The following is a 13563-nucleotide window of genomic DNA, read 5'->3' on the forward strand; positions in this document are numbered from 1 at the left end:
CCACTCCAGCCGGCACCAGCGATGTTCATCGACGACGCCCACATCTTGCGAGCCTCGTCCTCAACGGTCTGAGCGTGCACCTCGAAACGGCCCGCCATCGCCCGCATCTCGTGCGGATCGGTCATAAATCGTGTTGCCATTTTGGCTCCTTACCTCACTTGGTTGATGTTGTTCTGTCGGTGGCCGGTTAGCTTGTGCGGCAAGCCAGCACACCTCGAGTCAATGGATTTATCCCTGCCGTCATACGTTGGCCGACGTGTTTCCGTTGGTCGGCACGTATATGACCGCCGCCTGATATCCGGGCGGTGCGTGCCCGTTGGTCGGAAACGTTGCGGGCACAGGGTATTTCGCCGCCGGCGGCGGGGCCGTCGGGAGTTCCGTCTCGGAAGAGTATCCGGCGGCCGGCGGACGCGATACGAATCTGAGGCGCGGCCCGTACTTCGCGGCGGCGACGACCGCGCCGGCTCCGGCGCCCGCCGCTGCGGCTCGGCCGAGCCCCCCGAATGGCACCGGGAAACCGAGTCCGGCCGCAACTTCGTCGCCCGCCAGCGGCACCGCCGCCGAGGGCGTCATCGACAGATTGCCAAGGATCCCCGCCGGCGCGCCCGCCGCCGCGAGCCCCCAACTCTGAGGCACCGCCAGCCCGCCAACCGATGTCGCCGCGCCCAGGCCCGCGAAGCCGCCTAGGCCCGGAATACCGCCCAAGCCTCCGCCAATCGGCCCCAGTGCAGCCCCGGCTCCCGCCGCCCCCGCCGCGCCGGCCGCGTTGCCCGCGGCTGCCGATGCGAAGCCGATGTTCATCGGGCCACCGATGAGGGGACCGAACGTGGTGCCCAACATCGTGGACATCACCGACAAGCCCATCCACCCCGGCATCGCGCCGTAGGAGGTGATCAGGCCGGACGCGATGCCGCCGACGGATAACCCGTTGGAGGACAACAGGGTTCCGAAGGGGCCGGTCACGGTGGAGCCCGCCGAGGAAGTTCCGCCCAACGCGGAGGCCAACGGCGATGCGAGGCTGTTGAGCGCCCCGGTTATCGTCGAGGTCAACTGTGACAGGGCCTGCTGCACACCTGTGCCGGTCGATGCGCCGGCCGTCTGAGCGCCCGCGGCCCCCTGAGCAGCCAGCCCGGCCAGGTTGGTGGTCTCCGGCGCCGGGGTGAACGGCGTCACCGGCGCGGTGGCCGCCGCCGAACCCGCGGCGTAGCCGTACATCGCCGCGGCGTCCTGCGCCCACATTTCCGCGTATTGAGCCTCGGTGGCCGCGATCGCCGGCGTGTTCTGACCGAAGAAGTTGGTTGCGATCAACATCATCAGTAGCGCGCGGTTGGCCGCGATCTCCGGCGGCGGCACCGTCGCCGCGAACGCCGCCGCATAGGCGGCCGCCGCCGCTTGAGCCTGGGCGGCAGCCAGCTCAGCCTGCCCGGCGGTCGCGTTCATCCACGCGACGTAGGGTGCGGCCGCGGCAGCCATGGCCATTGACGACGGCCCGAGCCACGGCCCGCCGGTGAGGGCCGAAATCACTACCTCGTACCCGGACGCCCCGGCACGCAGATCGGCGGCCAGCCCGTCCCAGCCGGCTGCGGCGGCCAGCATCGACCCAGCGCCCGGGCCGGCATACATTCGCCCGGAGTTGATTTCCGGCGGTAGCGCCCCGTAGTCCATGGTGGCACCTCGGCGAAGGTCAGAGGACCGCGGCCGCGTTGGCGGCCTCGGTCGCCGCGTACGAACCGGCGCTGGTCGCCAAGGTGCTGACGAACAGCTCACGAATGGCGGTGGCCTGGGCGCTCACCTCTTGGTACAAGGCACCGTGCGCGGCGAAGTGCGCCGCCGTCAGGGCCGACACTTCGTCGGCAGCTGCGGGGACCACCCCGGTCGTCGGGGCGGCCGCCGCCGCATCCCCGGCGGCTACAGCAGCGCCGATGCTTTGTAGTTCTCCCGCCGCGGATGCCAACATCGCCGGCAGCGTGGTCACAAAAGACATGTGCTCCTCCTAAAGGAAGCGGGCCGAGCCATCGGCCGGCCGCAGTGACTGCGGCGCCTGGGTGCGACCTCGGGATACCAGCTATGTACCTTAATCCGCAGAATACGTACTAATGGAAGCACTCGTGGCCGAATTGGTCAACTTACGGTATTTGTTCGTAGGTAAGGCATCCCCGCCTGCCCGCGCAGAGGCTCTCGAACGGACCCCACCCAGCGAAGGCCGGCGGAAACAACGCCACGTTCGGCACGGCCCGCAAAGTCATGGACAAGGCACGGAAGGGACCCGGCGATCGGAAACACAGCTTGAACGGCGCGGCAAGCGCGTCGCCAAAATCCCCTGGGAGCGCGGCGCCGGTCCGGAACATCCGTGGGCTCGAGCGCGACGTCAATTCCGGTAGCGCCGCCGGGAAAGAGGTGCGCGGTTACCGCGGCACCCAGGTCCCGGTCGGCGTCGTCGTAGCTGCCTGGACGCGCAACCGTCCAAATCGGCGATTCATCGCTCGTCCATCCACAGCCGCTCCGTCAAATTGTCGAACGTCACCAGCACGACCGGATCGGCCTGCCGCAACATCGCCGTCCTGCTCATCCTGGCCCGGACGGTCCAACCCTCACAGTGGCGCAGCTCCACAACCAGATTCGCGACTGCATCGACGCCAGAAAGCGCGCATAAAACGGCCGGCACGGTGTGGAACATCTCTGGAAACGCCGACCCGGCCAACCCCTCCAGCTCGTAACCGACCATCTCGGCGAACGCGGGATTGGCGAACAAGATGATGCCGTCCCGCGCCATGGCGAGCGAAGGGACCGGCAGGCGCTCCAACACCACCACCGCCGGCAACCGTCTCAAGACGTCCATCGGCGAATCACCGGGCCCTCCCCCGCGCCGCCGCTCAACCGGGCCGCCGGCGTCCATCCGTGCGCCGTCGCGCGGTTGGTACGGCGGGCTCGCAGAGGGTGGAGGCGCATTCGACTGAGGTCGCACGCACGTCGACACATCCGGTTGTCTGGTCACGACCGACATGTGCTCCTCCTTCTAGAAGCAAGCCGACCTAAGGGCGGGCGTGTCACCGCGGCGCCTAGGTGCAATCGCGTGATACCGTCGATGCACCTGACCTGCCAAATCACATACCATTTGGCTTGGTAGCGGCCAAGTTATCACACTTTGAGTCTTCCCGCGCTGCTAAAGTGTGAATTACAGTCACAGGACGCAGCTCTAGATGAGACCGGGCCAAACCCACGGAAAACTTCGACGGACACGGCGCCGCCCGCAGGCGGGTCTGCGCACTCTGCGTGCCATCGCCGTTCTCCGAGGGTCTGACCAGATCGCGGAACTGCGTTACCACGCGGCGATGGCAGGTCGCGCGGCAACCGGGACGAGACAGGCGGCGCAATGACTGAGGACGGCGACCGGCGAGCCGACGTGACACGTCAGCGAATCATCGCCGCCGCGTCACGCCAATTCGCCCACCGCCCGTACAGCGTGGTCAGCCTCGACGACATCCTGGCAGAGGCCGAACTCACCAAAGGGGCAATGTATTTTCACTTCTCCTCGAAGCAAGCACTGGCCTTAGCGATCATCGACGACCTCACCGAGATGAGCCGTTCAGCGGTCGTCGAGTTGCTTGACCGCAAGATGTCGGGACTCGAGACCCTGATCGAATTCGTCTTCGTCCGCGCCGTTCAAGACACCCAACACGACGCGGCGCGCGCCGGCGTCCGACTGCTCGACACGCTCGACAATCCAACCTCCTTGCCTCCCACGGTGTGGCAATCATGGATCGAGTTCGTCAGCTCTCTCATCGAAAGAGCAGCCGCGGAGGGCGATGTCATCCAGGACCACGATCCCGAAGACATCGCCAAAATGTTGGTGGCACTGTGGGTGGGTATCCGCCGAACCAGTAACCTCGATCAACCCGGGGACTACCTCGACCTCCTGCAGAGAATATGGATTCTGGCGCTGCCCAGCTTCGCCAATCCCGCTCGAATCGACTACTTCACCAAATTCATTCAGAGACGCCACGCACTCGCGTGAGAAGCTCTCTGCCAACGCAACTCTCACACCGACTTCACGCCGCCTCGCCTGCCCTCTAGCCACCGCTGTCCGCCGACGGACAGCGATACAGGTACCGATCGCCCGTGAGGCAGCTCCACGGCTTTGCGGCCGCAGGATCGCGTGACGTGCCAGCAACTGTCGCCGACGCGTCCAGGCGTAGTCGCCGGAGTTTGCTGCGGTAAGGGCGAGAAGTGTGCTCGAGGTCATGGCGTGGACGCTTCGACACCGCGCCGGGCGGGTCTGCACACCTGTCATGTCACCGCGGCCTATCATCGTAGGCACCGACACGGCGGCGCTGTGGTCTTGGGGTGACGAGATGGTCCACTATGCTGCGATCGCGACAAGACAGGCGGGTATATGACTGAGGATGGCGAACGACGGCCAGACACCACACGCGATCGACTCATCGCCGCCGCCGCGCGCCAGTTCGCCCATCATCCCTACAGCGCGGTCAGCCTCGACGACATCCTGGCCGAAGCTGAACTCACCAAAGGTGCGATGTACTTCCACTTCTCGTCGAAGCAGGCACTGGCCATAAAGATCATTGACGACCTCACCGAGATGAGCCGTACAGCAGTCGCCGAGCTGGTCGACCGCAACATGTCGGGACTAGAGACCCTGATCGAATTCGTCTTCGTCCGCGCCGTTCACGACACTCAATACGACGTCGCCCGGGCCGGCGTCCGACTGCTCGACGCCCTGGAAAACGTGAGCCCCCTGCCCCGCGCACTGTGGAAATCACGGAAGGAATTCGTCAGCGGCCTCATCAAGAAAGCAGCCGCAGAGGGTGACATCGTCGCCCACCAGGATCCCGAAGACATCGCCAACATGTTGGTAGCGCTGTGGGTGGGTATTCGCCGGACCAGCAACCTGGACAAACCCGTCGACTACCTCGACAACTTCAACAAAGCGTGGATGCTGTCACTACCCAGCTTCACCAATCCCGATCGGATCGACTACTTCACCTCGTTTATGAAGCGCCGCCACGCACTCGCGGTGAAAAGAGTTTCGACGGAGGAAATATCGTTTGACCTCCACGTCGCCGCCTCGGCGCACGCCGACGCGTAGCAGTCAGGCGAGGGCGGCCGATGCCGCCACCTTGCGCGTCGAGCACGACGCGTCGGGTGCCGTTGGCGGGTAGCACGCCGGCGGCGCCGATCAGTCGCAGTGCAATGCGACAACCGGATCGTCTGGCGGACGCTGCCCGGCACCGGCGTTGCAGCGCGGGCAGCGAAGCCGACCAGCCCCCATGGCCACGGCCGCGTTCACCAGGTGGCCACCAACGGTTAGCCAGCCGGATAGTTAGCCCAGCGCAGAGCCGGACAAGCCGGCCGGCAACGCTGGGATCATCCTCTACGACCTCGCAAACGGTTGCTGAGCCTCGCCCGTCGAGCATGAGCTAGCTGTACTCGGCCAGGACGTTGGTAGCAGGCGTGTCGGCTTGGTGTGAGGAGGACCCCGGGGGCGAGCCCATGGGCGCAGCGAAGAAGTAAGTGGCCGTAGCCTCGGCTATGACTTCATCCATTCGATGGTCGATGGCCACAGGCGGCTGGCGTACTCAGAGATCCTGCCGACGAGAAGGGGCCCACCACCTGCGCGGGCTTTATCACCCGAGCCGCCGCCTACTTTGCCGCACAAGGTGTTTCGCGTATCGGGCGAGTGATAACCGACAACCACTTCGGTTACCGCCGATCGACCCAGGTGGCCACCGCTGTCGCCCAACTGGGAGCTACGCACAAGTTCATCAAGCCACACTGCCCATGGCAAAACGGCCCTGCAAACCGAGGGGGCCTACCGCCAGGTCTTCGCCTCCGACACCGCGCGGGCTTGCGCCCTTGCTGAGCTCTAAAACACTCGACGACGCCACAGCGCGCTGGCAGGACGACCCCCGATCAGCCGACTGCGCGAGAATTCGTTCTCCGCTGTGAATGGTCAGCCATCGGATCGGTCTCCCTGGGCCGGCGCGGCATCCTTTACCGGCGGCGGCGCCGTCATCGGTGCGGCGCCTACGGCGCCGCCCGGGCGGGCCCGCGCGCCTGAAAGATCGGATCCGTCGCGCCATCCGGCGACGGCGTCAAGTACCGGTGCCACGTTGTTTGCCCACCAGGTGTGGTGGTCCGGCGGGGTTTGGCGCTTGCGCCACGCGTGGGCAACATGGTGCAGCCAGGTCAACACGATGGCAATGCGCTCGTCGATGGTCTCACGGTCCTCGACGTCCCCGCCCGGTCGGTCGTGCGCGGCACGCAGCGCGGAACGCTCGCGACCGGAGAGACCACCCGCGCTCAGCCGGTCGGCGACGAGCATGCCCAGATCAGTTCTCTCCACCCGACAGCTCGCCGTCAAGATCATCGTGTACTCGTCGAGGAAAGCAGGCTGTCCCGACCGCGCCCCGCCCCAATCCACGATGCCGGTGACCGAGCCCCTTAGACCGGCGACCCGGACGTTGGCGGGGACGTAGTCGCCGTGCGTCCAGCCCACCGGGATGCGCCGGCCGACAAGGGCCTGCCGTAGCACCGTTCCAAGCCGATTCATGTCGCGAACCAGACGGGGATCCAGCCGCCGGCACACGTCGGTCAGGGTCGTCAGTGGTTCGACGACCCACCCCCGCAATAAACAGAAGTTGTCTACGACGACGGGCGTCGCCGTCCCCCGGTGCAGCGGCGCGATGGCCCTCAGGGCAGCCGCGGTCAGCTCCTCGACCCGATTGGGGCGGCGCTCCAAGATTTCCGCCAGATCCGTTCCCCGCCGATAGGACTCCACGGACACGGCGGCATTTGTGCGCTCGTCGAATGCAAGGATCCGGGGTAGGAGTTTGCGCCATTCGTCGTCGAGTCCGTGGTGGACGGCCAGTTCGGCGAGCACGCGCCGCTGCGTGCGCAATTTCGCGGCTCTCAGCTGGCCACGTGCCACCTTCAAAACCGCCGCGGGCGGTCCCGTCTCGCGACGCAGCAGGACCACAACCGTTTCGCCGACAAGTTCGGTCGGCGGCATGCTCAGTGCGACGTCGATGAAACCGATCGGCAGGTCATTGACGTCGATCAGCCGGTCGGATGGCCGAGAAGTGCCAGTCACGCCGTCACTTCAGCTGACATTCCCACAGCTGGTCGCCCTGCAGCATGTCTCGCCGCCTGGTAGAGGTGCCCAGAAACGCCCGAGCGGTGATGACGCAGTACCGTTCGCAGGACGCGGATGCCGTCGCGTATGGCATGCAGGTTCGAGACCCCGCTGCGACGGGGCAATTCCACGCTGGGAACCTCCGCGATGCGCAACCCCGCCTGCATGGCCCGCACTGTCATCTCGGCCTCGATTTCGAAGCCGGTCGCCGACAGGTGGAGGTGATCGAGATAGCGACGGTCGAAAGCACAGAATCCGTAGCAGAGGTCGGTCAGGTGGCCGCGGTACAGCGAGTTGAACACCCCGAGCAGGAACCGATTACCCAGGCGCCGAAACCAGGTGATATCCAGCGACGATCCGCCGCTGATGAACCGCGACCCTTTGACGAAGTCGTAGCCGTTGGCAAGAAAATGCACGTAGTGGGGGATCTCGCTGGGCGACATGCTGCCGTCGGCGTCCATCATGACGATGATGTCGCCGGTGGCGGCGAGAAAGCCTGTGCGCAACGCGCTGCCTTTGCCGGGACCCTGCTGCGGCACGACCCGGATATCCGGCCGCGACCGGCGCGCGGTGATGATCGTCACGTCGGTCGAATCGCCGTCGACGATGATGATTTCGGTCGCCTCGTCAGCGACCTGCTCGAGCACCCAGGCGATGTTGCGCGCCTCATTCCTGACCGGAATGACCAGGCTGACCGTTGGATCTGCGAGGCTCGGTTTCGGGCGAGGTCGAGGCCGCCGTGCGAGCGAGTCTTGGACTGAGTCTAGGGAGGAAACGCTGGTCATCTTCAGCCGCCAATCTTTCGGTGTAGTGCTGCGCGACACCCACCAGCGCCACGGCCCGTATATACCGGATATGCACTTCTTCGCGGAGTTTACATACCCACAGATTGGTCTGCAACGCTTTTACCAGTCCTCAGGTCTGTAATATCGGCAGGGGACGTGAGGGGTTGCGAGACACCTCTGGCCAGCCAGCGTTACCGCGGAGCCCACTACGCTGGGGGCGGCGCTGTCCCAGCGAAAACTCCACGAAAGCACGCGCATGATCCAGGATCCGATCGAGCGGACCCGCGGTCTCCTCGAGACGACCGCAGTGCTGCGCAACGGTTTCCTGGACGTGCTGGGCGAAGCGACGAGCTCTCCGGCCCCGACGTTCGCGCAGCGCGCGATGAACAGCCCCTTCGTCGCGACGGTGTACGAGCGGCTGTGGCGGCCCACGTCCTTCTACGTGGCCAGTGGCGTCACCGCCCGCGCCGAGCGGCGCCGCGCGGCGTCGGCCCTGCGCCTCGCGACCGCGTCAGGCTTGCTCGACGTGGCTTGCGGGCCGGGCAATTTCACCGGTCCGCTGGCGGCCGAACTGCCCGACGGCGGCCTGGCGGTCGGTTTCGACATTTCCGAGCCGATGCTGACGCGCGGCGTGCTGGACAACGGCGGCGCGCGCACCTGTTACGTCCGCGGCGATGCCCGCACCTTGCCGTTTTCCGACGAAACCTTCGACGCCGTCTGCTGTTTCGGCGCGCTGTATCTGATGCCGGAGCCGTTTCAGGTGGCCCGCGAGATGGTGCGGGTTCTCGCGCCGGGCGGCCGCATCGCCATCCTGACCAGCTATGCCGCCGGGCTGCCGCCGCTTCGCCACGTCCTGAGCGGCGGCGCGCAGGTGATCGGCCTCACCATGTTCGACCGGCATGCCTTCGTGGACCTGTTCTCGTCGGCCGGCCTGGTCGACATCGAGCAACAGACGCAGCGCGTGTTGCAGTTCGTCGCCGCCACCAAGCCGGGCTAATCCGTTGCGCCCGAGCGTTTCTCGTCGGGCTGCAGCACGAAGTCGACGACGATCGCGGCCACCGCCTCGATGGAGCTCTTCGACATGACCTCGTAGCCGTGGGTGCTCAGCGTGGGCATGCACAGCAGGCCCGCACGCGGTGTCAGCCCGTTGGCCTTGGAATGCGAGGCGTCGGACATGAACGCACCCAGCGCGGCCGCCTGGGGCTCGAACCCGTGGTCGGTGGCGATCTTCATCAGCCGGTCGGCGACGTCCTTGTCGTACACGCACATTGCGTCGTTGTAGCCGACGATGGGGCCGCCGGTGACGCTGGTGCCGTACTCCTGCTCGGTGGGCCCGACCTCCAGGGCGAGGGTGAGCGTGCCGGGCAGGTTGGCGCTGGCGTAGGAGCCGCCCACGCCGCCGATCTCCTCGTTGGTGGTGAACACGACGTAGACGTCGTCGGCTGGCCGTTGCCCGCCCTCACGCAGCCGGCGAGTGGCCTTGAGCAGGGCGGTCACGGCGGCGCGGTCGTCGAGGAAGTAACACCCGACGTAGTCGCCGATCTCGACCAGCGTCCGCTTGCTGCGCTCGACGCATACGCGCGTGCCGGGATGCACACCGGCCTCCTTGAGCTCGTCGCCGGTGCGCCCGGTGAAGACGTAGACGTGGTGCCAATCCAGCGCCTGGTCGCCCTGATCCGGTTTGGTCTGCCAGATCCGCGGGCTCTCCTTGGTGGTGTGCTCGGAGCCCAGCGTCAGCACTGCGGTGAGCGTCTCGTTGTCGCCGAGCACGGCGACGGGACCGAGCCCGAAATTGCCCGGGTACATCGTCCCCAGGTGCGTCAGGTGCAGCGACCCGTCGGGCTCGATGCGCTTGACCAGCATGGACAGTTCGTCCATGTGCGCCATGACCCGCGTGGCGGAGCTCTGTCCGGCGGTCGACCGGTGCCGGTGCGCGGTGCCGTCCGGTGGACCGCCGGCGCCGATGTAGCCGATCAGGTTGCCGGCGTCGTCGGTCCACATGTCGTCGACGACGGGTTGCAGCTCGCGCGCGCACACCGCGCGGACCTCGTCCTCCTGGCCGCACGGCCCGTACGTCGACAAAAGTTCTGTCAGCAGCTCGTCGGTCGCGCCCGGGTCCGCCATTGAGTCCTTCCTCGTCGGCACCCGCGGGTCGACACGCGTGGTCAAGAGCTCAGCCGTACGGGTGACAACTGGATCAGTACCCAACATCCGGGATCCACAACCCGCCGGTCCACCGCGGCCGCCGGAAGCGACCTAGGGTGCGACGCGGAGGACTTTGGCCCCTACCTCTGGTCGGACCGCCGGGCCGACAGTGAGACGAGGAAGCTTCGACGACGGCACGAACGCGTCTGCCAACATCGACTTGATCGCGTCACCGGCCGGTACGCGCGCTAGAGAGAGGATGCCGCGACGATATGAACGCCGGTCTTCGGAGCGGGTTGGGAGTCTGCGCTCTCCTGCTGGCCGCCGCCACGGTGTTTCCCGCGGCGCCAGCATCCGCGGACCCGACCGATGATGCGTTCATCGCGGCGCTGGAGAATTACGGGATCGACGCCAGCGACCGCGACACCGCGATCGCGCATGGCCACGGGGTATGCGCTGCGCTTGACAGGGGCCAAGATTCGAGCATTATCGCCTTGAAGCTGATCAAGGATCCGCAGATCAAGGTTACGACGAAGCGGCAAGCCGGCTTCTTCGTCGGCGATTCGGTGGCGTCGTATTGCCCGCAATACCGGGGCTCCGTCGATCCCTCGGTGATCTGGCTACTGCCGTTCCCCCCGATGATGTGACCCCCGGATTGGACGCCCAGCGCCCCTAGGGAAGCCGAGGGGCGTACTCCTCAGCCGCGTCGAATGTTGCATCTTGTTCGTAGATCGACAGCGACGACACTCGCGGATAGAGGATGGCCGGGCCCAACCACCGAGCAAGGAAGCGGCGTAGCGCGAGTCCCCTGCGCGGCTCCTGTCCAGGATCGGTTAGGACGGATTGCACACTGCGCAAAGTGATCTCGGCAAGCTCGCGGAGCCCGGCCGTGTCGAAACCGTGCAGCGTCCAATCGACATCGAGGCGGTGAAAAACGGACAGGCAGAAGGAGATTGCCGTGTCGGAGGTCAGCGAGGTGACGGTTTCGCCGCCATGTCGCCGGGTCAAGAGGCTCTCCAGCTGCGGGTCACCGTAGAGGTTCTCGATCCCGAACGAAACGCATTCGACAATGGCAGTGACCGGGTCGTTGAGGCCGCTGGCGTGTTCTGCGACCTGGTCGATGAACCCGTTGACCGCACGCATCGAGCTCGCGATGAGCAGCGCGTCGGCATTGGGAAAGTAGCGGTACACCGTCTGGCGGGTGACTCCGAGCCGGCGGGCGACGTCGGCAAGGCGTATCGCCGCTCCATGCTCGGCGACCTCCTCGTCGACCGCAGTCAGGATGCGCGAAATAGCTTCCTCGTCCGACGAGGGCGTCGAACCCGCCCAGCCACGACTACGCATCCGCCGTCACAAGCCTTTCGCTAGTGAACTTGATCGGAAGCGTTGTCGGGCCGGTCATTCCCAGTAGGGATTTCCACGGGGCCGGACCGACGCGATGCGGCGCGCGAAGGCGGCGAGTGAGGACGGTGAGCGCTTCGGCCAGTTCCCGGCGTGCGAGGTTCGCCCCTAGGCAGTAGTGCGCGCCGCCGCCGAACGTCAGAATCGGGGGAACGTCTCTGCGCGCGATGTCGAAGCGGTCAGCATCGTCATAGATCGCTGGATCTCGGTTGGCCGCAAAGGTGTTCGCGAACACGAAGGTTCCCGCCGGGAACAGGAAGCCACCGAACTCGGCGTCCTCGGTGGCGGCGCGCGGCACGATGCAGGCCGCGGGTGAGTGGCGCATGCTCTCCTCGACCGCCTGCATCGCAAGTTCTGGATGGTCGCGCAGCTTCGCCCATTGGTCCGGATGCTCGCAGAGCACCTGAACCGACGCCGCCAGCTGGTTCCGTGTGGTATCCGTTCCCGCCATCAAGAAGCCGGCCACCAGCATGCGGAGTTCGTCGAGATTGAGACGGTCACTGTCGCTTTCGGCGCGGATGAGTTCGGAGAGCAGATCGTCGGTCAGATTGTTTCGGCGGGCGGCGACCATGTCGTCGACGTAGGCGTCGAGTTCGCCCCATGCGCGCATGATCGCAGCTTCGTCGAAGTTGACGTCTGGCTGAAAGTTGAGGGCTTTGAAGATCTCCTCGGTCCAGTCCGCGAACAGCTGCCAATCCTCGCGAGGCGCACCGAGCAGCGCGCACATGATCGGCGTGGGGTAGGGCCGCGCGATGTCCTGCACGACGTCGCACCGTCCGGCGTCGAACACGCGGTCGATCAGCCCGTTCACCACCTCGTGGATCGTGTCTTGGAGACGTGCTGTCGCGCGGGGAGTGAAAGCCTTGGAAACCAGCTTGCGCAACCGAACGTGTGCCGCACCGTCCAGGCCCAGGAGGCTGTTCGCCAGCTTGTCGTACAGCGGACCCGACGTGATGCCCTGCGCCGCCAGAGTGATACCGGGCGGCAGGCGGAATCTGTTGTCGCGCAATATCTCGCGAGCCAATTCGTAGGACAGGATTTCCGGTCCGAGGGGCCCGATGGCGATGGGCGCGCGCGATTGCGCCAGTCGGACATCTTCCACGACGTCGTGTGGAGTGGCGGTGAGGCCGTAACTGAGCGTGGGGAGCCCGGCCTCGAAGACGTTGGGAGCGGTGCTGTTCACGTTCATTGACATTCCCGCCTTTGCGCTGGTCCTGCGTCGGGCTGCATGCCGACATATTCCCTCCAAGCGTATGACCATCATCGCGGAGGCGTCAATGAAGAACGAAATTTACCCAGCTAAACTGTCTGCCGCCTGCCGATGGTCATACGTTCTCTCAAGGGGCGTCCGCAGTGCGGGCGCAGCACACCTGGAACGGAGGTCAGTGCCATTTCCTGTCAGACTCCGGCGTGATGGGAGTTAATAAGGCCGCGATGATCTGGCGTTCCACGGGCGCAGGTGAAAGCGGTTCAGGGAATGCTTGGACACGCCAAGGCGTCGGTGACGCGCGATCTGTGCCGATCCCTTCGATGAGGATCTGCGGAAGCCTTCGGAAGCCGAATCGAACGCAGGTGACGTGACCTGCTCGATGAAGACCCGGACGGTGCGGCTGGCGACCTAGGGGTAGCGATTCAGCCGGCTACTGCCCGGTCGGATGAGGCAAGGACCTCACTTTTCGGGCGTTGCACCTTCGTCTGGCCCGTCACCGAAGTGATCGGCATCCAACGCCGTCGCGTAATACAGCGAGGATATCGACGCGACCATAGAAATCTTCGCGTAATCGCTGTCGGTCGGCTCCTCCGGCAACACCTGCATCAGCTTGACCGCCATGTCGGCATACTTTTGGGCGGCATCACGCCATTCGCGAATTCTTTCCGGATCAACAGCCATGCTCTTCAGCCCCTCCTACGTCACCGCTGCGTACCGGGCGTCGCCGACGGTGACGCAGCTAATTGTTGGACCCCCACTTACCTCGGCACTCAAACTTTGTGGAGCTAAGGGGATTCGAACCCCTGACCTTCTCGATGCGAACGAGACGCGCTACCAACTGCGCCATAGCCCCTGACCGCTAGCAGGCTACC

Annotated in this window: 14 protein-coding genes, 1 tRNA gene and 1 pseudogene; 5 read left to right on the plus strand and 11 right to left on the minus strand. The window is 65.6% G+C overall.

Features of this window, described 5'->3' with window-relative positions:
- From AWB89_RS16035 to AWB89_RS16050, 4 genes are all read right to left on the minus strand, one after another.
- A partial coding sequence (locus tag AWB89_RS16035) for a WXG100 family type VII secretion target (protein WP_042798136.1) occupies positions 1–140 on the minus strand: 140 nt, incomplete at its 3' end.
- 100 nt (positions 141–240) lie between these two features.
- Positions 241–1665, minus strand: coding sequence for a PPE family protein (locus AWB89_RS16040; protein WP_085174981.1), 1425 nt, complete (start codon positions 1663–1665; stop codon positions 241–243).
- A gap of 19 nt (positions 1666–1684) precedes the next feature.
- Positions 1685–1984, minus strand: coding sequence for a PE family protein (locus AWB89_RS16045; RefSeq protein WP_085099033.1), 300 nt, complete (start codon positions 1982–1984; stop codon positions 1685–1687).
- Between the two features lie 492 nt (positions 1985–2476).
- Entirely contained in the window at positions 2477–3004 is a 528-nt protein-coding gene (locus AWB89_RS16050; protein ID WP_372515128.1) for a PAS domain-containing protein, read from the minus strand.
- Positions 3005–3373: 369 nt separating this feature from the next.
- Between AWB89_RS16050 and AWB89_RS16055 the strand changes: the two genes are divergently transcribed.
- The 3 genes and pseudogenes from AWB89_RS16055 to AWB89_RS28475 form a co-directional block, all read left to right on the plus strand.
- Entirely contained in the window at positions 3374–4015 is a 642-nt protein-coding gene (locus AWB89_RS16055) for a TetR/AcrR family transcriptional regulator (RefSeq protein WP_085099822.1), read from the plus strand.
- A gap of 378 nt (positions 4016–4393) precedes the next feature.
- Complete coding sequence (locus AWB89_RS16060; protein ID WP_085174983.1) at positions 4394–5104, plus strand: TetR/AcrR family transcriptional regulator; 711 nt, start codon at positions 4394–4396, stop codon at positions 5102–5104.
- A 382-nt stretch (positions 5105–5486) separates the two neighbouring features.
- Positions 5487–5882: pseudogene (locus AWB89_RS28475) on the plus strand (IS481 family transposase); the annotation flags it as partial.
- 86 nt (positions 5883–5968) lie between these two features.
- Here AWB89_RS28475 and AWB89_RS16070 read toward each other — a convergent pair.
- A complete protein-coding gene (locus AWB89_RS16070) occupies positions 5969–7108 on the minus strand; it encodes a phosphotransferase family protein (protein WP_085174987.1) in 1140 nt (379 codons plus the stop codon).
- Positions 7105–7935 (minus strand): glycosyltransferase family 2 protein, encoded by an 831-nt coding sequence (locus AWB89_RS16075; protein WP_085099015.1) that lies wholly within the window; start codon positions 7933–7935, stop codon positions 7105–7107. The genes AWB89_RS16070 and AWB89_RS16075 overlap by 4 nt, the downstream gene beginning before the upstream one ends.
- A 256-nt stretch (positions 7936–8191) precedes the next feature.
- Here AWB89_RS16075 and AWB89_RS16080 point away from each other — a divergent pair, with 256 nt between their 5' ends.
- Entirely contained in the window at positions 8192–8932 is a 741-nt protein-coding gene (locus AWB89_RS16080) for a class I SAM-dependent methyltransferase (protein ID WP_085174989.1), read from the plus strand.
- Here the strand turns inward: AWB89_RS16080 and AWB89_RS16085 are convergent.
- On the minus strand, positions 8929–10059 hold the full coding sequence (locus tag AWB89_RS16085; protein WP_085174991.1) for a M42 family metallopeptidase: 1131 nt from the start codon (positions 10057–10059) through the stop codon (positions 8929–8931). The genes AWB89_RS16080 and AWB89_RS16085 overlap by 4 nt on opposite strands.
- A gap of 293 nt (positions 10060–10352) precedes the next feature.
- Here AWB89_RS16085 and AWB89_RS16090 point away from each other — a divergent pair, with 293 nt between their 5' ends.
- Positions 10353–10727 (plus strand): DUF732 domain-containing protein, encoded by a 375-nt coding sequence (locus AWB89_RS16090; protein WP_085174993.1) that lies wholly within the window; start codon positions 10353–10355, stop codon positions 10725–10727.
- A gap of 25 nt (positions 10728–10752) precedes the next feature.
- Here the strand turns inward: AWB89_RS16090 and AWB89_RS16095 are convergent, their stop codons facing one another.
- From AWB89_RS16095 to AWB89_RS16105, 4 genes are all read right to left on the minus strand, one after another.
- A complete protein-coding gene (locus AWB89_RS16095; protein ID WP_085174996.1) occupies positions 10753–11424 on the minus strand; it encodes a TetR/AcrR family transcriptional regulator in 672 nt (223 codons plus the stop codon).
- Positions 11417–12670: a cytochrome P450 gene (locus AWB89_RS16100; RefSeq protein WP_085174998.1), complete on the minus strand. Its 1254-nt coding sequence runs from the start codon at positions 12668–12670 to the stop codon at positions 11417–11419. Before AWB89_RS16100 ends, AWB89_RS16095 begins: the two co-directional genes overlap by 8 nt.
- A 480-nt stretch (positions 12671–13150) precedes the next feature.
- Positions 13151–13372: a hypothetical protein gene (locus tag AWB89_RS27030; protein ID WP_139830704.1), complete on the minus strand. Its 222-nt coding sequence runs from the start codon at positions 13370–13372 to the stop codon at positions 13151–13153.
- Positions 13373–13471: 99 nt separating this feature from the next.
- Positions 13472–13544: transfer RNA gene (locus AWB89_RS16105), tRNA-Ala, on the minus strand.
- Positions 13545–13563 lie beyond the last annotated feature (19 nt).

Source organism: Mycobacterium paraense (genome assembly GCF_002101815.1).
Taxonomy (GTDB): Bacteria; Actinomycetota; Actinomycetes; order Mycobacteriales; family Mycobacteriaceae; genus Mycobacterium; species Mycobacterium paraense.